Raw genomic sequence first — 22,795 nt, 5'->3', positions numbered from 1 at the left:
GTCTGCGGATTCTCTACAGTTTTACCAGCCCGATACTCATCGTCAGGCCGTGTCTTTCCAACAACAATAAAAGGACGCCCCACTATGAAGAACGTAAAACGCACGCTATTGGCCACTGCCCTGGCCTTGCTGTCTCTGCCGGTGCTGGCTGACGCTGCCCACCCGAAAATCGGTTTCTCCATTGATGACCTGCGCTTGGAACGCTGGTCGCGTGACCGTGACTACTTCGTTGCGGCAGCAGAAAAAATGGACGCCAAGGTCTTCGTACAGTCGGCCGATGCCAACGAGCAGAAACAGATTTCCCAGATCGAAAACCTGATTTCTCGGGGTGTCGATGTCATCGTCATCGTGCCGTTCAACGCCACAGTGCTGACCAACGCGGTGGCCGAAGCGAAGAAAGCCGGAATCAAAGTCGTGTCCTATGATCGGCTGATTCTCAACGCTGATGTCGACGCCTACATTTCCTTCGATAACGAAAAGGTCGGCGAGATGCAGGCCAGCGGTGTGCTGAAAGCGGCGCCCAAGGGTAATTACTTTTTGCTCGGTGGTGCGCCCACCGACAACAACGCCAAAATCCTCCGCGAAGGCCAGATGAAAGTGCTGCAACCGGCCATCGACAAGGGCGATATCAAGATCGTCGGCCAGCAGTGGGTGAAGGAATGGAACCCGACCGAAGCGCTGAGCATTGTTGAAAACGCCCTGACCCGCAACGACAACAAAATCGACGGCATCGTCGCTTCCAACGACGCCACGGCCGGCGGAGCCATTCAGGCACTGGCGGCGCAGCAACTGGCCGGCAAGGTGCCGATTTCCGGACAGGATGCTGACCTTGCCGCAGTCAAACGTGTGATCGCCGGCACGCAAACCATGACCGTGTACAAGCCACTGAAACTCATCGCCACCGAAGCGGCGAAGCTCTCGGTACAACTGGCACGCAACGAAAAACCCGCCTTCAGTTCGCAGTACGACAACGGCAGCAAAAAGGTCGACACCATCCTGCTCACGCCAACCCCGCTGACCAAGGACAACATCGACCTGCTCGAACAGGACGGCTTCTACACCAAGGCGCAAATCGCCGGGAAGTGATCTCCGGTAATGCGAAAACCCTTGTGGGAGCGAGCCTGCTCGCGAAGGCGTTGTGTCAGTCAACGAAGCATTGTCTGAACCGACGCTTTCGCGAGCAAGCTCACTCCCACAGGTTTCGTGGTGTGTGAGTCTTTGATATACGAGCCCTGTCCATGTCCGACTATCTGCTGCAAATGAACGGCATCGTCAAAACCTTCGGCGGTGTCAAAGCCCTCAACGGCATCGACATCAAGGTCAGGCCCGGCGAGTGCGTTGGCCTGTGCGGCGAGAATGGCGCCGGCAAATCCACGCTGATGAAAATCCTTTCGGCGGTCTACCCCCACGGCACCTGGGACGGTGAAATCCTCTGGGACGGGCAACCGCTCAGGGCGCAATCGATCAGTGAAACGGAAGCCGCCGGTATCGTCATCATTCACCAGGAGCTGACGCTGGTGCCCGACCTGTCGGTGGCCGAAAACATTTTCATGGGCCATGAACTGACGCTGCCCGGCGGACGCATGAATTACCCGGCGATGATCCACCGCGCCGAAGCGCTGATGCGCGAATTGAAAGTCCCCGACATGAACGTAGCGCTGCCGGTGTCGCAGTACGGCGGCGGCTATCAGCAACTGGTGGAAATCGCCAAGGCCCTCAATAAAAAGGCCCGACTGCTGATCCTCGACGAGCCTTCATCAGCCTTGAGCCGTTCGGAAATCGAGGTATTGCTGGACATCATCCGCGACCTCAAAGCCAAAGGCGTTGCCTGCGTCTACATCTCGCACAAGCTCGATGAAGTGGCTGCTGTGTGCGACACCATTTCGGTGATCCGCGACGGCAAACACATCGCTACCACCGCCATGGCCGACATGGACATTGCGCAGATCATCACGCAGATGGTCGGCCGCGAAATGAGCAACCTCTACCCCAGTGAGCCGCACGACATCGGCGAAGTGATTTTCGAGGCCCGCCACATCACCTGCTACGACGTCGACAATCCCAAGCGCAAACGGGTCGACGATATTTCCTTCGTGCTCAAGCGCGGCGAAATCCTCGGCATTGCCGGGCTGGTCGGTGCCGGGCGTACCGAACTGGTGACCGCACTGTACGGCGCTTACCCCGGTCGCCACGAGGGCGAAGTCTGGCTCGATGGCCAACCCATCGATACCCGCACGCCGCTCAAGTCCATCCGTGCCGGCCTGTGCTTGGTGCCGGAGGACCGCAAGCGCCAAGGCATCATTCCGGATCTGGGCGTCGGCCAGAACATCACCCTCGCCGTGCTGGACAACTACTCAAAACTGACCCGCATTGATGCCGAAGCCGAACTGGGCAGCATCGATCGGGAAATCTCGCGCCTGCATCTCAAAACCGCCAGCCCGTTCCTGCCGATCACCAGCCTGTCGGGTGGCAATCAACAAAAAGCCGTGCTGGCGAAGATGCTGCTGGCCAAACCCCGGGTGTTGATTCTCGACGAGCCGACCCGAGGCGTGGACGTCGGCGCCAAATACGAAATCTACAAGTTGATGGGCGCGCTGGCCGCCGCCGGCGTGTCGATCATCATGGTCTCGTCGGAACTGGCCGAAGTGCTCGGCGTGTCCGACCGCGTGCTGGTGATCGGCGAAGGCCAGTTGCGTGGCGACTTCGTCAACCATGAACTGACGCAAGAACAAGTGCTCGCCGCCGCCCTCAGCCAGCCTGGCAGCCATAACAATAACGATCGGAAGTCCGCGTAAATGAATCAGGTCAAACAACTGTTCACCCGCTACAAAATGCTCGCGCTGGTGTTTGCCGTGGTGCTGATCTGGCTGTTCTTCAGCTGGCAGACCGAGGGCGGATTCCTCACCCCGCGCAACCTCTCCAATCTGCTGCGGCAGATGTCGATTACCGGCATTCTTGCCTGCGGCATGGTGCTGGTGATCATCAGCGGCGAGATCGATTTGTCAGTCGGTTCATTGCTCGGCCTGCTCGGTGGTCTCGCGGCGATTCTCGATGGGGTCTATCACATTCCGCTGCTGGCGAATCTGAGTCTGGTCGCCCTCTGCGGGCTGATGATCGGCCTCGCCAACGGCTACATGACGGCTTACCTGCGCATTCCCTCATTCATTGTCGGTCTCGGCGGCATGCTGGCTTTTCGCGGGATTTTGCTGGGGATTACCGGCGGCACGACCATCGCGCCGGTATCGCCGGAGCTGGTCTACATTGGCCAGGGTTACCTGCCCCACGCGATCGGCACTGGTCTGGGTATTTTGCTGTTCGCGCTGACCGTATTCCTCACCTGGAAACAACGACGCAATCGCGCCCTGCACGGTCTCGCGGCGCATTCTTTGGTGCGTGACGTCGTCCGCGTGTTGGTGATCGGTGCCGTGCTGGCCGGCTTCGTGCAGACGCTGAACAGCTACGACGGCATTCCAGTGCCGGTCCTGTTGCTGCTGATTTTGCTGGGTGTGTTCAGCTACGTCACCAGTCAGACCGTGTTCGGCCGGCGCGTGTATGCCGTGGGCAGCAATATGGAAGCGACGCGTCTGTCCGGGATCAATGTGCAGGCGGTGAAGCTGTGGATCTTCGGGATCATGGGCGTGATGTGCGCCCTCGCCGGCGTGGTCAATACCGCGCGCCTGGCCGCCGGTTCACCTTCGGCCGGCAGCATGGGCGAACTCGACGCCATCGCCGCGTGCTTTATCGGCGGTACTTCCATGCGCGGCGGTTCCGGCACGGTGTACGGCGCCCTCCTCGGTGCGCTGGTTATCACCAGTCTGGACAACGGCATGTCGATGCTCGACGTCGACAGCTACTGGCAGATGGTCGTCAAGGGCAGCATTTTGGTGTTGGCGGTTTGGGTGGACGTGAGTACGCGAACCGGGCGCCGTTGAGCCGCAGGAATTACGCTGCGGGCGTGGTCGCGGGCGCCGGGCCGAGAATTTCCATCAGGAAATCGATAAACACATTGATCCGGCTGGAGCCACGGTGATTGGGTAAATACAACGCGTTGATGCACGTGCTGGCACTGCCGGGATTGACCTCGTACTGCTCAAGCAAGCGGGTCAGCCGGCCGGCTGCTACGTCGTCGCGTACCAGCCAATCAGCCAGCAGCGTCACCCCGCCGCCACCGATGGCAGCTTCACGCAGGATGTCGGCGTTGTTGCTTTGCAGGCGCCCGTGGACATTGAGCTGAATGGGCGCGTCTTCATTCTGAAAGGTCCAGTGCTGGTGGGTGCCGCCGTAATCGAAACGCAGGCATTGGTGCTCAAGCAAATCCCGTGGATGACAGAGCGCCGCGCTACGCGCCAGATACGCCGGACTGGCTACCACCCAGCGTTCGAACTGCCCCACGCGTTTGCTGACGATGTCTTCACTGACCACCGACGATCCCAACCGCACCGAAACATCGATCTGCTCGCTGAGCAGGTCGCTGACCTGATCGCTCAGCGACAGACTGATCTCCAGACCCGGATGCCGCTCCAGCAAACGACTCAAATGCGGAGCAATCAGGCGTCGCCCGAACTCCACCGGCACGCTGATGCGCAGACGGCCCTGCGCTTCGGCGCCACGATCGGCGACGACGGCATCGGCTTCGTCGATCGCGTCGAGAATCGCCACGGCTTTTTCGAAATAGGTCTGGCCGGCAACGGTCACGCTGGTGTTGCGCGTGGTGCGATTGAGCAGGCTCGCGCCCAACTCGTGCTCCAGCCCGGCCACTTGCCGTGTCACTGACGACGTGGATATCCCGAGTTTGCGCGCTGCCGAGGAATAGCCCCCGCAGCGCACGGTTTCCACAAACATCTTCAGTGCCAGCAACTTGTCCATAAGCGGGGTCCGGTCGATAGGGAACGCGGATGATTGTGCATCACTGTTCCCCCGACGTCTTGTACCGCCGTGCTTGAACACACTTGCCGGCTGTTCAGTCATCGGCCTTGCGGCTCAGGAACAACCCGAGCGCCAGCGCTGGCAGCAGCGCCACCGCGACGGCGGACAGGTTCCAGCCGAAATGCTCGTACAGCGGACTGGCGACCAGTGAGCCCAGCGCGCCGCCGACGAAAATGCTGGTCATGTACACCGCATTCAGGCGCGCACGGCTGTGGGGATCGAGGGCGTACACCTCACGCTGGCCGAGCACCATGTTCAATTGCACAGCGAAATCCAGCAGCACCGCGCACACCACCAGCCAGACATAGCCGCTGCCCGGGAGTGCGGCGATCAACAGCGAAACCGGCGCCAGCAACAATGCGACCAGCGTACCGCGCCGACCATGCCCGGCATCGGCCAGACGCCCGGCAATCGGCGCGGCAACGGCACCCACCGCACCAACCAGCGCGAAGATCGCAACTTGTGCCTGAGTGAAGCCGTGGTGACGCATCAGTTCAATCGGTGCGAGGGTCCAGAACAGACTGAAACTGGCAAACAGTAAACCCTGATACAGCGAGCGCTGACGCAACAGCGGATAGCGTCGGGCCAAGGCAAACACCGAACCAATCAGCGCAGCATAAGAGGCCTTATGCGTCGGCAGTCGACGCGGCAGTGCCACAGCGGTAATCAGAGCGATGACGGCCATCAGGGCTGATGCGCTGTAAAACACCCCGCGCCAGCCGAACACTTCAACCAGCAGGCTCGACAGTGGCCGTGACAACAGAATGCCCAGCAGCAGGCCGCTCATGATATTGCCGACGACGCGGCCACGGCTGGCTTCGGGCGCCAGGTGTGCCGCCAGCGGCACAAGGATCTGCACGGCCACCGAGGTCAGACCGATTAGCAAAGACAACACCAGGAACAGTGACGGCGAATGGGTCAGTCCGGCGCACAACAGCGTGACGCTCGCCGCCAGGGTGAAACCAACCACCAGCCGGCGGTTTTCCATCAGGTCGGCCAGTGGCACCAGCAGCAATAGGCCCAGCGCGTAACCAAACTGCGTCAGCGAAACGATCAGGCTGGCATTGGCGCTGGACAGACCAATCTGCGGTGCAATCAGCTCGACGATTGGCTGCGCGTAATAAAGATTGGCCACGACCGCGCCACAGCAGAATGCCAGGAACGCGACCATCAGGCCGGACAGTGAAGTTGGCTGTTCGGCGCTGGCCGCAACGGCCGGATTGCCCGTGAGCATGATGACACCTCATTGAGTTCAGGAAAGTGCGGCCAAGGCTACTGACCTGTGGCGATACGCAGAATCCACGCGGCGGGCAACGCTGTGATGCGTCCGGCGCAACGGCGCAGGCGTTGCTTCTCGCGCAACGCGCTGTTGCGTGCGCCGCTGATTCTCCGACGCTGGTGGTTTCTCTACGCTTTGGCCTCTGGCGCTGTCGTCCCATGCGGCGCCCTTCCCCGGCCATCACAAGGAGCGTTTCCATGACCCGCAGCCCATCCGTCCTGTCATCGCCTGCCGCGTTTTTTCCTGTGCCATGAACAGCTCATTTCTGAAGTCCAGAACGCTATGGATCAGCGTTGCAGTCGCCGCCGTGCTCGGCCTGATCGGCGCCGTTTGGCTGATGTGGCGCCCGGCGATTGCGCCAATCGAGCGCCCGACAATGTTCGATACTGCGCAGTTGCAACGCGGTGCGCGGGTGGTCGAGGCCGGCGATTGTGCGGTGTGCCATACCCGCCCCGGCGGTGAATATCTGGCCGGCGGACTGCCGCTGGTAACGCCGTTCGGCACGCTGTACAGCACCAACATCACCCCGGATGTAGAGACCGGTATCGGCCAATGGTCACTGCCGGCCTTCGAGCGGGCGATGCGTCAGGGCATTGCTCGCGATGGTCACTTGCTCTATCCGGCGTTCCCCTACGTGCACTACCGGCGCATGAGCGCAGCAGATATCGCCGACGCTTATGCCTACTTGATGAGCGGCCCCGCCGTGCACGCGCCGGCCGAGCAGAACCAGATGAATTTTCCGATGAACATTCGCCCGCTGGTGTCGTTCTGGAACCTGCTGTTCCTGCACGGTGAGCCACTGACGCCGCTGGCGGGACGTACCGAGGCATGGAATCGCGGGCGTTATCTGGTCGACGGCCCGGGGCACTGCGCCGGCTGCCATTCGCCGCTGAACCTGATCGGCGCGGAAAAATCCTCGGAGTATTTGCAGGGCGGCATCGTCGATGGCTGGCAAGCGCCCGCGCTGGTCGGCATGGGCCAGCGCGGCAACCCGTGGCGTCGTGAGCAACTGGTGGGCTATCTGCGCGCCGAGATCGTCGATGGCCACGGCACACCAGCCGGGCCGATGCGTCCGGTCAGCTTGAGTCTGGCCCGCTTGCCCGCCAGTGAAGCCGAGGCGATTGCCGAATACCTGCTCAGTCTGGAAAACCCGCGTTCGCTGACAGGGACGACGCCGAAGACGCCTGCCAGTGAAGCGGCAGACCACTCGACCGGCGCCCTGCTCTTCAGCAGCGCCTGCGCCGGTTGCCATGGCCCGGCGGCACCGATGCGCACCCTCGATGGTCGCCCGGGCCTGCAAAATACCTCGGCACTGCAAGCGGCCAGTTCGCGCAACTTCCTCAAAACCGTACTTGAAGGCTTGCCCGCCACACCCGGATCGCCCGGCCCGCTGATGCCTGCGTTCGCCGCCAGCCTCGACAACGCGAAACTCGGCGCACTGGCCGCGTATCTGCGTCAGCAAGCCAGCCCCGATCAGCCGTGGACCGACCTCTCTTCCACTATTGAAGCGTTACGTCAGGAGACGAAATGAGCCAGATCACCCTCAACGTCAACGGAGCCGCGCAACCGCTTGAGCTGGAGCCGGACATGCCGCTGCTGTATGCGCTGCGCAATCACTTGAACCTCAACGGTGCCAAATACGGCTGCGGTCTCGGGCAATGCGGTGCCTGCACGGTGATCGTCGATGATCAACCGGTGTTCGCCTGCCTGACACCCTGCGCCGGCCTCGAAGGCAAAAAAATCCGCACCGTGGAAAGCCTCGGCAGCGCGGAAAAACCTGGCCCTCTGCAAGCGGCGTTCATCGAGAAACAGGCCGCGCAATGCGGCTACTGCATTGCCGGCATGCTGATGCGCGCGCAGGCGTTGCTTGAGCACAATCGACACCCGGATGAGGCAACCATTCGCGAGCACATGGCCGGCAATCTGTGCCGCTGCGGTACGCACTTGCGGATCATCGAGGCGATCAAACAGGTGGCCGGGGACAACGGGAGCCTGACATGAGTGAGTCGAATGAATTGAACCCGAGCCGACGCGCGTTCTTGCGCGGTGGCGCGTTGCTGGTGGCATTCACCCTACTGCCGGTGGCGCGACGTGTGTTGGCGGATACCGAAGTCGATACGCTCGGCACCGTGGTTCTCGCGCCCGACCTCCCCGGAAGCCTGCGCACCAACCCGTTTCTCGACGCCTGGATCCGCATCGGCGCCGATGGCATTACCGTTTACACCGGCAAGGTCGAACTGGGTACCGGGGTGAAAACCGCGTTGCTGCAAATCGCCGCCGAGCGTTTGCAGGTGCCGGCCACCTCCATCAACTTGCTCACCGCCGACACCGCGCTAACACCCAACGAAGGCTACACCGCCGGCAGCCACAGCATTTTCGACAGCGGTACCGCGTTGTATAACGCCGCCGCGCAGGTGCGCGAAATGCTCGTCAATGCCGCCGCGCGTAGTTGGCAGGTTGATGAGGCGCTGCTGAGCACCCGCGACGGTGTGATCGAAGGCCCGGCTGGTCAGCGGATGAGTTACGCCGACGCGGTCAAACATGTCGATGTGCATCAATATGCCAAGGCTCAATCACCGGCGATGGCCGCCGCTGATTTCAAACTGATCGGCCATTCGTTGCCGCGCCTCGACATCCCGGCGAAGGTCAGCGGTGGCGCAGCATTCGTCCAGGACATGCGCCTGCCGAGGATGCTGCATGCGCGGGTGATCCGCCCGCCTCGTCCGGGCTGCACGCTGCAAGCATTCGATACGGCGTCCATCGAGGCGCTGGCTGGGGTGGTCAAGGTGATCCGCGACGGCAACTATCTGGCGGTGGTCGCCGGTGATGAGTGGCAAGCGATCAAAGCCATGCGCCGTGCCAGCGAAGTCGCGCAATGGAGCGGCGGTGAGGCGATTCCCGAGGCGGCCGAGATTCATGGTCTGCTCAAACGTCTGCCCTCACGGCGCTATCCGATCAGCAATAGCGGCACGCCGAGCGGCGCGGCTGACACGCGTTTTCAGGCGCGGGTCACCAAGCAGTATTTGATGCATGGCTCGATCGGCCCGTCTTGCGCACTGGCCTGGTTCAAGGACGGCGTTCTCACCGTGTGGACCCACACCCAAGGCGTTTACCCGCTGCGCGCAGGGATTGCCGAAATGCTCGGCCTGCCACCTGAGCGGGTGCGCTGTATTCATACCGAAGGCTCAGGGTGTTACGGCCACAACGGCGCAGATGATGCTGCCGCCGATGCAGCATTGATTGCCCTGCGCGTGCCCGGTACGCCGGTGCGCGTGCAATGGATGCGCGAACAGGAAAATCTTTGGGAGCCCTATAGCTCGGCGATGGTTACTGAAGTCGACGCAGGCCTCAGCCACGGCCGCTTGCAGGACTGGGCCTACGACCTCTGGACCACGCCGCACAACGAACGCATCGTCAACGCCGGGCGTCTGCTGCCGGCACGCTTGCTCGCGCGGCCTTTCGCCTCGGCGCCCTCCGTGCCGATCGCCCAGCCCGAAGGCGATGGTGATCGCAACGCGGTGCCGCTGTACGAGTTGAACTCGACGCGCATCAACATGACCTTCGTCACCGAAATGCCCTTTCGTACCTCGGCCATGCGTTCGCTGGGCGCGCACATCAACATCTTCGCCATCGAGGCGAGTATCGACGAACTGGCGATCAGGGCCGGCATCGACGCGGTCGCCTTGCGTCTGGCCCATCTCAGCGATCCGCGTGCTCGCGCGGTCGTAGAGCGTGTGCGTGATGAGATCGGTTGGCCGCAAAAAAGCAGCGAGCCCGGCGCCGGTATCGGTTTCGCCTTTGCCCGCTACAAAAACATCATGGGTTACTGCGCCATTGCGGTGAAACTTCGGGTGCATCCGCAGACCGGCGAGATCCGTATCGATCACGTGGTGACGGCGGTTGACGTCGGCCAGATCGTCAGCCCCGACGGCCTGCGCAATCAGGTCGAGGGCGGCATCGTGCAGTCCGCGAGCTGGACCCTGTACGAAAAAGTCGCTTACGACGCGGGGGGCATTCGCAGCTACGACTGGAGCGGTTATCCGATTCTGCGCTTCACGCAACTGCCGAAAAAAGTCGACGTGCACTTGCTCGACCAACCGGGAGAACCCTTCCTCGGTGCCGCTGAAATCGTCCAGGGGCCGATGGCCGCGGCCCTGGGCAACGCCGTCGCCAACGCCACCGGCCGGCGCTGGCTGAACCTGCCGCTGACGCGATCCAACCAACCTGCCTGAGCCACGCCCGTGTTCATCGCTGATGAGCACGGGCGCCATTGCGTTGCGCGCAAAACAGCGTAGCGCCGGTCGTCGATTATCAGCCCCGCTGAGCGCGGTTAAGTTAGCGGCACTGGTTCGCGGCGCCGCTGCCGCGCTTGAATTCCTTCAATTGAAATCTGGAGCTACCCATGACCCGTCGTCTGTTCCAACCCCTCGCACTCGGTCCTTATACGCTCGCCCACCGCGTGGCAATGGCGCCGTTGACGCGCTCACGCGCCGGCCAACCGGGCGATGTGCCGACACCGATGAACGCCGAGTATTACCGCCAGCGGGCCAGTGCGGCGCTGATCATCACCGAGGCCACGCAAATCTCCCGGCAGGCTCAGGGTTACGCCTGGACGCCGGGCATCTACAGCCCTGAGCAAGTTGAGGCGTGGCGTGACGTCAGCGCGGCGGTGCATGAGGCCGGCGGGTTGATCTTCATGCAACTGTGGCACGTCGGTCGGGTTTCCCATCCGAGCTTTCAACCCGATGCCGGCCTGCCGGTTGCGCCCAGCGCGCTGCCGGTGCCGGGCAAGACGTTTATCGTCGACGAAAACGGTAACGGTGTCTGGGGCGATGTGCCGGTGCCGCGCGCATTGGAAACCGCGGAAATCGCCGGCATCGTCGAGGACTACCGCGTGGCCGCGCGCAACGCCTTGCAGGCGGGCATGGACGGCGTGGAAATCCATGCCGGCAACGGTTACCTGCTCGATCAGTTTCTTAACAGCAACAGCAATCAGCGTGACGATGCCTATGGCGGCAGCGTGGAAAATCGCGCGCGGTTTCTGCTGGAAGTGGTTGCGGCCGTCGCCGAAGAAGTCGGCGCCGAACGGGTCGGCGTGCGCCTAACGCCGATGGGGCGCTTCATGGGCATGGGTGATGACACTCCGGAGGCGACCTTCGGCCACCTCGTCGAGGCGCTCAACCAATGGAATCTGGCCTACCTGCATCTGGTCGAGCCAGCGATGGTCGGAACAGTCAAAGATGAGAACTTCGATCCGCGCTGGGACGCGATCATTGCCCAGTTGCGCAAAACGTGGAACGGCGTGCTGATCCTCGCGGGCGGCTACGATGCGCAATCTGCCGAACAGGCACTGATTGCCGATCGTGCCGACATCATTGCGTTTGGCCGCCCGTTCCTGGCCAACCCCGACTTGCCGCGTCGGCTGCACGATGGCCTGGCGCTCAACGCGCCGGATCCGAGCAGCTTCTTTGGCGGGGATCAGCGTGGGTACATCGATTATCCATTTCATGCCTGAACAAATGCAGACCCGCATCTCATGAATGTGTAAATCCCTGGAAGCAGGGGCCGATGCGCCCCTGCCCTATCAAGTCATACGATCTCTACATTTAATCAAATAGGTAAAAATCCACCATAACGCTGAACTTATGCGTAGCTGTGCGCTTTCAGGTCTATTGCCCGACGTCGCCGAATGCGATAAAACGGGCTAGTTGTACGACAACCTAATAAAAACCAAGTCGTTCGAACGGCTAACAATCCTGAGATCTGCCATGCCTCGCCCTGCCGCTACGCAAACCGTACCGCCGCCCTACCCTCGTTATCTCGCGGTAATCATTCTGTTGTGCATGGGCTGTGCGTTTGCCGGCAATCATGTGGCGGCGCGAGTCGCCTTTGATGATGGCGCGGGTGTGCTGCTGGCGATTTTAATGCGTTCCGGCGGGACCTTGCTGGTGCTCGCCATCCTGGTGCTGTGGCAGAGACAAAGCCTGCGCTTGCCGGCGGGTGCCTGGCGCTGGCAACTGTTGCTGGGGCTGCTGATCACTGCGCAGAGTCTGTGCCTCTACTCTGCTGTCGCACGGGTGCCGGTGGCGCTTGCCCTGCTGGTGGCGAACGTATTCCCCATTCTGCTGGCATTGCTCACCTGGGCACTGGGTGGCCCGCGACCGAGCGCACGTACCGCGACGTTGATGGGTTTGATTCTACTGGGCCTGGTGTTTGTGCTGGATGTCCCCGGGCGTCTCTCGACCACGACGGACGTCAGTGCGCAATGGCTGACCGGCGTCGCGCTCGCATTCTGCGCCGCCAGCGTGTTCGCCTGCGCGCTGTGGATCACCGACCACAAGTTGTCTCAGGTACGTGGCTCGGTACGCAGTCTGCTGACCATTTTCATCGTGTTCAGCAGCGTCAACCTGGCAGGGCTGACGGGCGCCCTTCCCGGCGGATTGAACCTGCCCGCGACCTCGACCGGATGGCTGGCCCTCGCCACGTTGGTGGTGCTATACGGCACAGGTTTTATCGTCCTGTTCATTTCCGTGCCTCGCCTCGACATGCCGCGCAATGCGCCGGTCATGAACATCGAGCCATTGGCAACGCTGCTGATGGGCTGGATTGTGCTGGACCAAATGCTCAGCAAAGGACAGATTCTCGGCGGGGTGATTGTGGTCATGGGCATCGTTTTGCTGACGTACCGTAAATCAGTGGTCAAGGCTGAGGTTAAAGCCAGTGCGTGACGGTTTCTCTCCAGTGGTCAGGTTCGTGATTAACCCAAAGCCGTATCGAGAAACATCATCACCCCAAAACCGAGCATCAGCCCCAACGTGGCCGGGGTCTCATGCCCGTTGCGATGGGTCTCGGGAATGACCTCATGGGACACCACAAAAATCATCGCCCCGCCTGCCAGACCGAGCGCAATGGGATATCCCAGCGCAAAGCTGCTGGAAATACCCAGTCCGACAACTGCGCCAATCGGTTCCATCAACCCCGAACCCACCGCAATCAGCGCGGCGCGCAGTGCGGAGATGCCGGTTACGCGTAATGCCAGGGCGACTGCCAGACCTTCGGGAATGTCTTGAATGGCGATGGCAGTCGTCAGCGGCAATCCCACCTTCATATCGCCGTTGGCAAAGCTCACGCCAATGGCCATGCCTTCCGGCAGGTTATGCAGTGTGATTGCCAGGACGAACAACCAGACACGATTGATGCGCTGCGCGTCCGGCCCTCGGCGTCCGCTTTTCTCGTGTTCGTGAGGCACGAAACGATCAAGACCGACCATCAGCGCGACGCCCAATCCCAATCCTGCAACGACGACGCAGGCTGCGAGCAACGGGTTACCGCAAAGCGCGTGAGCCGCTTCTATACCGGGCAGAATCAGCGAAAACGAACTGGCGGCCAGCATCATCCCGGCGGCAAAGCCGAGCATGATGTCTTGGGTTCGGGCGGTGATGTCTCGTAACGCGATCGCTACCACAGCACCGATTGCCGTCGCAGCGAAGCCGGTCATGCCACCGATAAAGGCGAAGTACAGATTCTGTTTGTTGGCCCCGACGAAGGCGCCATACCCGCTGATCAGCAGGAAGATTGTCACCCCGATCAGAATTGACCAGAAGACGCGCCCGCCCCATCCAGACCTTAAGAAACGAGCGAACCAGGAGCGTGCTGGTGCGGCTGATGAGGTCAACGGCTCGGGCATGGGAACTCCTGTTTTGTTGATTCGATCTTTCAGCGGATGCGGATAACCAACGTACATGACCTCAATGGTAATCGTCTCCAGCGACTGCGCGCAGGTAGGCGACGTCTGCTTGCCTTCGCAGGTCGCGCCACTCGTCCCAACTGAGTATGCCCAAGCGATCCATTTCATCCGACTGGCGCAGCAGTTCGTCGTGATAGGCGTCTGGGCAGTCCATTCGCAATTCAAGGTTTTCCAGTGCACGTTGCCAGGCCGCCAAAAGCGAGTAGTTTGGTTTCTTGTGCGAATGTCAGTTGATTCTTGAACGCGTTCATTTCGCCCACCCCGAACATTTCCCGGTTGAGCGACTGATTTCGGGTTAGGTTCAAAATGTCTGCAGAAAAGCGGATGACTGAAAGCTTTCTGCTGACGTGGCCACTAACCAGTCCAGCTCATGGATGGGGGTTACGGTATGTGGCAATCGCCCCGCCACTCAATTCAGTGGTCGGGGCGATGCGATTTGTTGCGTCAAGGCGTTATCAGGAAGCATCAATCCAGATGGTTTTGATTTCAGTGTATTGATCGTGCGCCCAGATCGACTTGTCGCGCCCGCCGAACCCCGACTCCTTGTAGCCGCCGAATGGCGTAGAGGCATCGCCTTCACCGAAGCAATTCACCGTGACAATCCCGGCACGGATGCCGCGCGAGAGTTTCAGTGCATGGCGCAGGTTGCCGGTGTAAGCCGATGCTGCCAGGCCGTAGGCCGTGTCGTTGGCCAGCTCAATCGCTTCGTCAACGGTCTGGAACGTGGTGACGCTCAGTACCGGGCCAAAAATCTCTTCCTGGAACAAACGGCTATCGCGACTCACGCCGTCAACGATAGTCGGTTCGACGAAAATATTCTGGCGGGTTTTGCCGCCCACCAGCACATGCAGGTTTTCGTCGCGGGCCACGTCAAGGTAGGAGCGCACCTTGTCGAAATGCGCTTTGCTGATCATCGAACCCAGGCGGTTTTCAGGATCCAGTGGATCACCCATTTTCCAGTCACCCAAATGAACCTGCACACGCTGCAGCAGTTCATCCTTGACGTCGGCGTGGACGATCAGGCGCGAAGAGGCCGAGCAGTTTTCACCCATATTCCAGAACGCGCCGTTCACCACGTGCTGAGCGACGAGGTCGATGTCTTCGACATCATTCATCACCACGGCAGGGTTCTTGCCGCCACATTCCAGCACGATGCGTTTGAGGTTCGATTCGCTGGAATATTTCAGGAACAGCCGCCCGGTGTCGGTTGAGCCGGTGAAGCTGACCATGGCCACATCCGCGTGACGCCCCAGCGGTTCGCCCGCCTCTTTCCCTCCCCCGGGCACGACGTTGAACACACCGGCGGGAATCCCCGCCTGATGCGCCAGTTCGGCGACGCGCAAAGTGCTCAAGGTAGTTTCCTTAGCCGGTTTGACCACGATCGAACAGCCCGCGGCCAGCGACGGGCCGATTTTCCAGGCGAGCATCAGCAGCGGGAAGTTCCACGGCAACACCAAGCCGACAACGCCAATCGGTTCACGCACAACCATGGTCACCGCACCCGAGCCGACCGGCGCCGTAGCATCGTAGATCTTGTCGATCAGCTCGGCATGCCAACGCAACGTATGAATCGTTTCCGGCACGTCGATGTTCTGGCATTCGCGAATCGGCTTGCCACTGTCCAGGCTTTCGAGCACCGCCAGTTCATGGGCGTTGTCTTCCAGTAACTGGGCAAAGCGCTGCAATACCGATTTGCGTGCGGACGGCGCCAGTGAATGCCAGCGTGCGTCATCGAAGGCTTCCTTCGCAGCGGCGACGGCGGCATCGACGTCGTCGGCATCGCACGCGGCGATCTCGGTCAATACCTGTTCGGTGGCCGGGTTGGTCGTGGTGAATGTCTTGCCCGATCTGGAGGCGCAGAACTGGCCGTTGATGAACGCTTGGTTGCGAAATTCGAGTTTCGCAGCCAGTTCGAGGTATTGCTCTTTGCTCAGCAGGTCTGCCATTTCAAGCCTCCTCGACGATACGCGCGACGTTTTTCTGCAGGGTTTTGATCACGCTTTCCAGCGCTAGCTTCTCGGAAGGCTCCAGCGGTTGCAGTGGCGCCCGCACACCGCCGGCACGCAGGCCACTGAGTTCGCTACCGTGTTTGATCGACTGCACGAACTTGCCGCTCTCGAGGAAATCCATCAACGGCAGCATCGCCGACATGATCCGCCGGCCTTTATCGAAGTTCTTCTCCAGTACACAGGCTTCGTAGAGCGCGATGTGTTCGCGCGGGATGAAGTTCGAGCCGGCGCATACCCAGCTACGCGCGCCCCAGGCGAAAAACTCCAGCGCCTGATCATCCCAGCCACAGGACAACTGGATCGACGGATGGGCGTGAGCCAGACGGTGCAGGCGACTCATCTCGCCCGAACTTTCCTTGATCGCGGCGATGTTCTTGCAGCCAGCGATGGCTTCGAAAAACTCGTCGCCCATCGCCACGCCCATCCGCGACGGATAGTTGTAAAGCATGATCGGCAGCCCGGCCGCCTTGTCCACGGCGAGCACATGGGCGGCAATTTCCTTTTGCGTCGGCAAGGCATACGGTGGCGAACCGACCAAAATGGCGTCCGCTTCGAGTGACTTGGCTTTTTCGGCGAAGTACACCGAGTCTTCGGTACGAATGCCGCCAGTGCCGATGACCAGAGGCAAACGTCCGCGGATCACGTCTTTGGCGCGCTCGGCGACGGCCACGCGTTCCTCGGCGGTGTGCGCGTAATACTCGCCGGTGGAGCCGCCAATAACGATGCCGTGAACCTTGGACTCGATCAGATATTCGAGCACGTCGGAGAACGCCGAATAGTCGATCTGGCCATCAGCGGACAACGGGGTAATGGCAGGGGTAAAAATTCCGTCAAAGTTCATAGCGTTTTCTCCAGTGGTTCAATGTTCAATCCGTGCACCCGACGGCATGCCGGGCAGACCTTGGTTATTGGCGGTGCAAGCCTTCAGGACGGCAGCGGAGCGACGAGGCTGCAGCGACCGGCCAACGCAGACTCAGCTTTCTCTCCCGGCGCGGTACTGCCCCCACTTGAGGTTCATGTTCACCCCAAGCGAAAGGAACGGTTCTGGCGGGTTGCTGTTGGGCCCCGGCGCCTGCAGCAGGAAGTCAATCAGTGGGTCACGCTGCCCCGCCAGCCAGTCAGCAAGCAACTTGCCGGTGACGGTTCCGCGCGTGACACCCAGACCGTTGCATCCGAGCGCGCCATAAACATTGGGCGCCAGTTCACCGAAGAAGCCGTTGTGGTTGCGCGACATGGCCAAGGCGCCGCCCCAGGTGTAGTCGAACGTCACCTCCGGCAACATCGGGAAACGCTGATCGAATGAAGCCTTGTGCCGGCGCACGAAACGTTCGTTGTATTTGCTGTTGCTGCGGCCATCCGGGTTGAAGGTGAAACTGTTGCGGATCAGCAGGCGGTTATCCGGGGTACGCCGCACCGTAGTGCCGAAGGGATCGGCTGGAATGGCGCCCCAGAACGGTTTGCCGCCCAGGCGCGCCTGTTCCTCTTCGGTCAGCGGTCGCGTGATGCTGGCGTAGGTGTAGATCGGCAACATCCGCCCTTGCAGGAAACCGAAACGCATGCCGAACGAGTTGTTCGCCAGAATCAGCTTGTCGGCGGTGATGCTGCCGTGGGCATGTTTGAGGAGCGTCTTGTTACCGTATTCCACTTCCAGAATCGGCGTGCGCTCATACAGCGTGACGTTCGATGGCAAGTTGTCGGCGAGGCCTTTCACCAGTCCGGACGGTTGCAGTAGCACCGCACCCGGGGTGAACAATGCCTGGCGGTAAAACCGCGTGCCCAAATGTTCGGGCAACTCATCGGCATCAATCATCTGAAAAGGCTGATCGAGTTTTTCCAGGCCCCGGCGATAGGCATCGAGTACGGCGATACCGCGGTTCTCTACCGCCGCCTGATATTTGCCGCAGGCTTTCATCTGACAGTCGATGCGGTATTGGTCAACCAGCTCGCGAAGTATCGATTGGCCGGCCAGATTGAGTTTCAAACTGGTGCGTGCCAGTGCGATGTCACCGATGTAATCCTCAGCGCCAATATCATGGGGAAGATCAATGGCAAAACCGGCATTACGCCCCGACGGGCCCAGTCCGACTTCCTGAGCTTCGATAAGCACCACTTCATCGTCGGGAAAATTCAACGCCAGTTGCCGCGCGCACGCCAGTCCCGTGAAGCCGGCACCGATGATCACCCAGCGGGCGGAACGGTGCCCACGGTGAGCCGGCTCGGGACTGCGTGGCTTGCTCAAATGAAACCAGCCACAACTATCATCATCGGCGGGTAATGAACTGACTTTCATAGTGTTAAACCGTTAATCGTTGAAGTTGCAAAACGCACGCAGCACAAAGCAAACGCACGCAATGGCGTTGATCCGGAAACTTGCAAAACTGGCACTTACACAAACAGTGACGATTGACTGTTTGTTTTAAAAATTCGCCGCCACGGCATAACGTCCGCTACTGGCATAGTCGTTGGCGTAGTAGTAATCCCTGAAGGTCATGGGCGGTAAGCCAAACAGATCCTTGAAGCGTTTATAGAAGTGCGGATAGCTGACAAACCCGGTGGCCAGTGCCACATCCGTCAACGAACGATCACTTTGCACAATCAGTTGCCGGGCCCGAGTCAAACGCAGTTCCAGGTAGTATCGATTGGGTGCGGCATTGAGATAGCGGGCAAACCTTCTTTCCAATTGCCGGCGAGACACGCCAACCTGGCTGGCGATTGCGTCAATTTCCAACGGTTCCTCAATGTTTTTTTCCATCAAGTCGAGCGCGATGTTCAAAGGCTTGGGAATCGCTGAACAGCGCAGACTGTCGGCAGTCTTCGGTTGAAGATGTCCAGACTGGTGAACCCTTTTTATTTCATCAACCAATGGCGCATCGTTGTGCGCACCCAGTTCCTGCATGATCGCCAAGGTCATATCCAGCGCTGAATGAGCGTTGGCGCAAGTGGCCCGGCGCTGTGTGCAAATAAACTCGCGAGTCGATACCTTCAACTGCGGGAAATATTCATGGAGCAGACCGCAGCTGTCGCTGTGACAAGCAAAGTCTCCAGTCTCGAGCAAACCGGCATCGGCCAGATAAAACGCGGCATTCCAGCAACCGGCAACGATCCCTTTGCCCGAGGACTTCTTCAGCACTCGGCGCAGCACTGGCTGCGCGGCAAGCCGCACGCGCTGGCCTCCGACGACAATCACTGCATCATGACTGAAGCCTTCCGCCACCAGTCTTTGCGAGGCCAGCGACACGCCGATATCACTTTCAACCAGCCCGCCCTGCAGTGAGTAGGTCGACACCTGGTAAATCGTTTCGCCATTGATCAGGTTTCCAGTGGCCAGGGCATCCATCGCCGTTGAAAGGGTCGTCAACGAAAAATGATCGAGCAGGATAAACGCCACCCGCACCACACGTTCATGGCCCGACATCACGGTGGATGGGCGAAAGCCGATGTTCTGTTGTTTCAACGGACTCTGGAACGTTTCCATCTTGCGTCACCCGCTCACCTTCACTGAAACGACAACTTTGGGGTGTGGCGACTGGCACCGCCCGCCGCCAAACCGTGGTCGAACCGATTACTTCGCTGCCGCCCGGGCGTCACTCAACCAACCGTCATAGGCTTGCTGGTTGGCCTTGATCCATTCCGCGGCATGACGCTTGATGTCAGCGAGCGACTTTTCACCGTTCTGCATGCGCAGGTTTTGCGCACTTTCAGCGGCTGTCGGGATGCTGACCTCAGAGAGGAATTTGCGCGCCACCGGGTTCTTCTCGGCGAACTCTTTGTTCATCACGGCATTGATCGTGTCCACCGGGAAACCGAGGTTCTTGCCATCATGGAAGGTGTCCTTGCTTTCCTTGCCATCCGGCAGCGAAGTGAAAGGCACCGGCAACCAGACCACGTCACGCCCTTCCACCAAAACACTGGCGATCCATTGCGGAACCCAAGTGAAAAACAGCACGGGTTTGCCTTGCTGGAAGCGCGCAATGGTGTCTGCCATCAACGCGAAGTACGAACCGCGGTTGTCGACCACGGTTGGGCCCAAGCCATAGGCTTTCATGTGGTGTTCGACCATGATCTCGCAGCCCCAACCCGGGTTGCAGCCTGTCAGGTCAGCCTTGCCGTCACCGTTGCTGTCAAAGAGTTTGGCGATTTCGGGTTTCTTCAAGTCCGACAGATCCTTGATCTGATAAGCCTCGGCCGTCTTCTTGTCGATCATGTAGCCCTGCAACACGCCTTTCATGACTTGCCCGACTTTGACCATCACGTCATCGCCGCCGGCCTTTTCATAAAACGCTTGGTGCAGGTGCTCCCATTCATGCACGGTGAAGTCCGCATCGCCGTAAGACAGTGCGAGAAACATCGCCGGGTAGTCGACTTCTTTTGGCTGTTTGACGTCGTAGCCCAACTCCTTGAGGCCGGCGATCACCACCTCACCACGAAAACGCTCTTCGGCGATGGTCGGGAAGATCGGCGTAATCGAAACGCCGGCACCGGGTTTGTTGGCGTCGGCCGCGTAGACCGCCGAGCACAACAAGGTGCCAAACACTGAAGCCACGAGGCTCGCAACCACGCTTTTCTTGAGATTTGTCAGTTTCATGTTTCACCACGCTTGGAATTTTTAATGGGGTGAGCAGGCCAACTCAATTCGTCACTGGACGTGCAACGTTCTTCTTTTTCTTCAGTTTCATGACCAGCCCCACAGGGCCGCTTTCATACCAGCGCTGACCGGAGGCCAGATCGCTGCTGCGCTCACCCATTGCCTGGGTCAGTCGGTCAAGGAATACCGCGAGCAGCACCAGCCCCGCGCCGCCGACGCTGGCCAGGCCCATGTCGAGGCGGCCGATGCCGCTCAACACCATCAAACCCAGACCGCCCACCGAAATCATCGAGGCGACCACCACCATCGACAGCGACAACATCAATGTCTGGTTGAGACCGGCCATCATCGTCGGCGCCGCCAACGGCAACTGCACCTTCATCAGCATTTGCGTAGCCGTGCAGCCAAACGCTCGAGCGGCTTCGACCTTGTCCGCCGGGACCTGACGAATACCAAGGTTGGTCAGCCGCACCAGCGGCGCGACGGAAAAGATGATGGTGACGATTACACCGGGTACGTTGCCGATACCAAAGAGCATCACCACCGGCACCAGGTAAACGAACGCCGGCAGTGTCTGCATCGCATCCAGCACCGGGCGGATGATCATTTCCGTGCGATCACTGCGTGCACACAAGATGCCCAGCGGTATGCCGATCACTGCGCAGAACAACAGCGACGTCAGCACCAGGGCCAGCGTGACCATCGCATCGCTCCACACACCGATCAGTCCAAGCCCGGTGAGGGTTGCGACGCTGAAGATCGCGATGCGCTTGCCGCCGATCTGCCAACTGATCAGCCCGGCAATGATGATGAACACCGTCGGCGGAACCGACAGCAGTCCCCACTGCACACCGTCGAGCACTTGATCGACCGGCCAACGGATCGAGCGAAACACTTCCCTGAAGTTATGCACCAGATATTTAAGGGCGGTCTCTACCCACAAACCCAAGGGAATATTTAAACTTTGGAAAGGATCTAGAAAGTTGAAGTCTGACATGGTGCTACCTCGCCCTCAGAAGCGGTAAATCAATTCTGATTATTCGCAGTTCAGCTATTACACAGACAGTTCAGAAGATGGCCTTGCGAAATCGAACCTTTATAAAGCCCAACTTCATCCACCACCGGCATGGGAGTTGCCGAGGCCGCAACCAGATGAAAGATGTCGCGAAGAGACGCTTCCGCTTTAATCGGCGTTTGCCCGCCCGGTATATAAGCGACATTGCAATCCTGTTGCGCGATATCACCCGCTTTCAGAATGCGACTGGTGTCGAAACCATTAAAGAAATCACGCACATATTTATTCACTGGGTTGCACAGAAGTTCACGCGGCGTGCCGATTTGCACCACGCGCCCGCCTTCCATGATCGCAATGCGGTGACCGATGCGAACCGCTTCTTCAATATCGTGGGAGATAAAAATGATGGTGCGATCCTGCTCGGCCTGCAGCTTGATCAGTTCGCCCTGCATCTCGCTGCGAATCATCGGATCAAGTGCCGAGAACGCTTCGTCCATCAGCAGAATGGCGGGATCATTGGCCAGCGCGCGGGCCAGGCCGACACGTTGCTGCATGCCGCCGGAGAGTTGGTGAGGAAAGCTGAACTCCTGCCCTGCCAGGCCAACCTGCTCCAGCGCGCCCATCGCGCGGCAATAGCGTTCTTTCTCGCTGACACCGCTGATTTCCAGACCGAAGCTAACGTTGTCGATGACGCTCATGTGCGGCATCAATGCAAACGACTGGAAGACCATGCCCATGTCTTTGCGACGAACCTGTAATAAGTCCTTGTCGCCCAGGCCGGTGATTTCCTTGCCATTGAGAAAGATCTGCCCGGACGTCGGCTCGATCAGCCGGTTGAACAATCGGACCATGGTCGATTTGCCCGAACCGGACAAACCCATGATCACGAAAATCTCACCGCGGCGAACAGAGAAGTTGGCATCAAAAACGCCAATCGCCTGACCGGTCTTTTTGAACACTTCAGCTTTTGTTGCACCTTCTTTAACCATTTTCATGGCAAGTGCTGGCTGCGTACCGAAGACTTTGAAAACATTCTTTACGCAGATGATCTCGTCGGAACTTGTCATACCTTGCCTCCTTCGCATCGTGCGTCTTTCGCATTAAGCGACAGGCAAACGAGCAAAAATAATTGTAAGCGGCAGCGGTAATGAATAGATGTCTTCACGACGGGCTTCCTTTTATTATTTTTGAGGTCCCAGGAAAAAGGGATGTTTCAAATCTATTAGCATCACCC

At 59.8% G+C, this 22,795-nt stretch carries 18 protein-coding genes and 1 pseudogene; 8 read left to right on the top strand and 11 right to left on the bottom strand.

Annotated elements, in window-relative coordinates; genetic code table 11:
- Positions 1-84 precede the first annotated feature (84 nt).
- The 3 genes from xylF (at position 85) to CKW38_RS05875 (ending at position 3,932) form a co-directional block, all read left to right on the top strand.
- On the top strand, positions 85-1,086 hold the full coding sequence (xylF, locus tag CKW38_RS05885) for a D-xylose ABC transporter substrate-binding protein (protein WP_095112164.1): 1,002 nt from the start codon (positions 85-87) through the stop codon (positions 1,084-1,086).
- A 152-nt stretch (positions 1,087-1,238) separates the two neighbouring features.
- On the top strand, positions 1,239-2,795 hold the full coding sequence (gene xylG / locus CKW38_RS05880) for a D-xylose ABC transporter ATP-binding protein (protein ID WP_095112163.1): 1,557 nt from the start codon (positions 1,239-1,241) through the stop codon (positions 2,793-2,795).
- Positions 2,796-3,932, top strand: coding sequence for a sugar ABC transporter permease (locus CKW38_RS05875; protein WP_095112162.1), 1,137 nt, complete (start codon positions 2,796-2,798; stop codon positions 3,930-3,932). It begins immediately after the preceding gene.
- A gap of 10 nt (positions 3,933-3,942) precedes the next feature.
- Here the strand turns inward: CKW38_RS05875 and CKW38_RS05870 are convergent, their stop codons facing one another.
- Positions 3,943-4,866 (bottom strand): LysR family transcriptional regulator, encoded by a 924-nt coding sequence (locus tag CKW38_RS05870; protein WP_095112161.1) that lies wholly within the window; start codon positions 4,864-4,866, stop codon positions 3,943-3,945.
- A gap of 94 nt (positions 4,867-4,960) precedes the next feature.
- Positions 4,961-6,160: an MFS transporter gene (locus CKW38_RS05865; RefSeq protein WP_095112160.1), complete on the bottom strand. Its 1,200-nt coding sequence runs from the start codon at positions 6,158-6,160 to the stop codon at positions 4,961-4,963.
- Between the two features lie 295 nt (positions 6,161-6,455).
- On the opposite strand from CKW38_RS05865, the gene CKW38_RS05860 reads away from it, so the two are divergent.
- The 5 genes from CKW38_RS05860 to CKW38_RS05840 all read left to right on the top strand — a co-directional run bounded on the left by CKW38_RS05860 (position 6,456) and on the right by CKW38_RS05840 (position 12,933).
- Complete coding sequence (locus tag CKW38_RS05860) at positions 6,456-7,736, top strand: c-type cytochrome (RefSeq protein ID WP_095112159.1); 1,281 nt, start codon at positions 6,456-6,458, stop codon at positions 7,734-7,736.
- A complete protein-coding gene (locus CKW38_RS05855) occupies positions 7,733-8,206 on the top strand; it encodes a (2Fe-2S)-binding protein (protein ID WP_095112158.1) in 474 nt (157 codons plus the stop codon). Before CKW38_RS05860 ends, CKW38_RS05855 begins: the two co-directional genes overlap by 4 nt.
- Positions 8,203-10,437 carry a molybdopterin cofactor-binding domain-containing protein gene (locus CKW38_RS05850; protein ID WP_095112157.1) on the top strand — a complete coding sequence of 745 codons (2,235 nt, stop codon included), beginning with the start codon at positions 8,203-8,205 and terminating at the stop codon, positions 10,435-10,437. The genes CKW38_RS05855 and CKW38_RS05850 overlap by 4 nt, the downstream gene beginning before the upstream one ends.
- Positions 10,438-10,607: 170 nt before the next feature.
- On the top strand, positions 10,608-11,720 hold the full coding sequence (locus CKW38_RS05845) for an alkene reductase (RefSeq protein WP_095112156.1): 1,113 nt from the start codon (positions 10,608-10,610) through the stop codon (positions 11,718-11,720).
- A gap of 253 nt (positions 11,721-11,973) precedes the next feature.
- Positions 11,974-12,933, top strand: a complete 960-nt coding sequence (locus tag CKW38_RS05840) for a DMT family transporter (protein WP_095112155.1) — start codon at positions 11,974-11,976, stop codon at positions 12,931-12,933.
- Between the two features lie 29 nt (positions 12,934-12,962).
- Here CKW38_RS05840 and CKW38_RS05835 read toward each other — a convergent pair whose 3' ends face one another.
- From CKW38_RS05835 to CKW38_RS05795, 9 genes and pseudogenes are all read right to left on the bottom strand, one after another.
- Positions 12,963-13,892 carry a ZIP family metal transporter gene (locus CKW38_RS05835; RefSeq protein ID WP_095112154.1) on the bottom strand — a complete coding sequence of 310 codons (930 nt, stop codon included), beginning with the start codon at positions 13,890-13,892 and terminating at the stop codon, positions 12,963-12,965.
- 61 nt (positions 13,893-13,953) lie between these two features.
- A pseudogene (locus tag CKW38_RS30345) lies at positions 13,954-14,203 on the bottom strand (hypothetical protein).
- A 204-nt stretch (positions 14,204-14,407) separates the two neighbouring features.
- Positions 14,408-15,898 (bottom strand): aldehyde dehydrogenase, encoded by a 1,491-nt coding sequence (locus CKW38_RS05825; RefSeq protein ID WP_095112153.1) that lies wholly within the window; start codon positions 15,896-15,898, stop codon positions 14,408-14,410.
- A 1-nt stretch (position 15,899) separates the two neighbouring features.
- A complete protein-coding gene (locus CKW38_RS05820) occupies positions 15,900-16,802 on the bottom strand; it encodes a dihydrodipicolinate synthase family protein (RefSeq protein WP_095112152.1) in 903 nt (300 codons plus the stop codon).
- Positions 16,803-16,934: 132 nt separating this feature from the next.
- A complete protein-coding gene (locus CKW38_RS05815; protein WP_095112151.1) occupies positions 16,935-18,251 on the bottom strand; it encodes an FAD-binding oxidoreductase in 1,317 nt (438 codons plus the stop codon).
- 126 nt (positions 18,252-18,377) lie between these two features.
- Positions 18,378-19,436, bottom strand: a complete 1,059-nt coding sequence (locus tag CKW38_RS05810) for a GlxA family transcriptional regulator (protein ID WP_095112150.1) — start codon at positions 19,434-19,436, stop codon at positions 18,378-18,380.
- Between the two features lie 87 nt (positions 19,437-19,523).
- Complete coding sequence (gene proX, locus CKW38_RS05805) at positions 19,524-20,546, bottom strand: glycine betaine/L-proline ABC transporter substrate-binding protein ProX (protein ID WP_163004748.1); 1,023 nt, start codon at positions 20,544-20,546, stop codon at positions 19,524-19,526.
- A 43-nt stretch (positions 20,547-20,589) separates the two neighbouring features.
- A complete protein-coding gene (proW, locus tag CKW38_RS05800) occupies positions 20,590-21,543 on the bottom strand; it encodes a glycine betaine/L-proline ABC transporter permease ProW (RefSeq protein WP_095112149.1) in 954 nt (317 codons plus the stop codon).
- A gap of 50 nt (positions 21,544-21,593) precedes the next feature.
- On the bottom strand, positions 21,594-22,628 hold the full coding sequence (locus CKW38_RS05795; protein ID WP_095112148.1) for a glycine betaine/L-proline ABC transporter ATP-binding protein: 1,035 nt from the start codon (positions 22,626-22,628) through the stop codon (positions 21,594-21,596).
- Between the last annotated feature and the right edge of the window lie 167 nt (positions 22,629-22,795).

It is taken from the genome of Pseudomonas sp. Irchel 3H7 (assembly GCF_900187605.1).
Lineage (GTDB): Bacteria > Pseudomonadota > Gammaproteobacteria > Pseudomonadales > Pseudomonadaceae > Aquipseudomonas.
The sequence above is the reverse complement of the archived record's forward strand: the minus strand, read 5'-3'. Positions and strand labels throughout refer to the sequence as shown.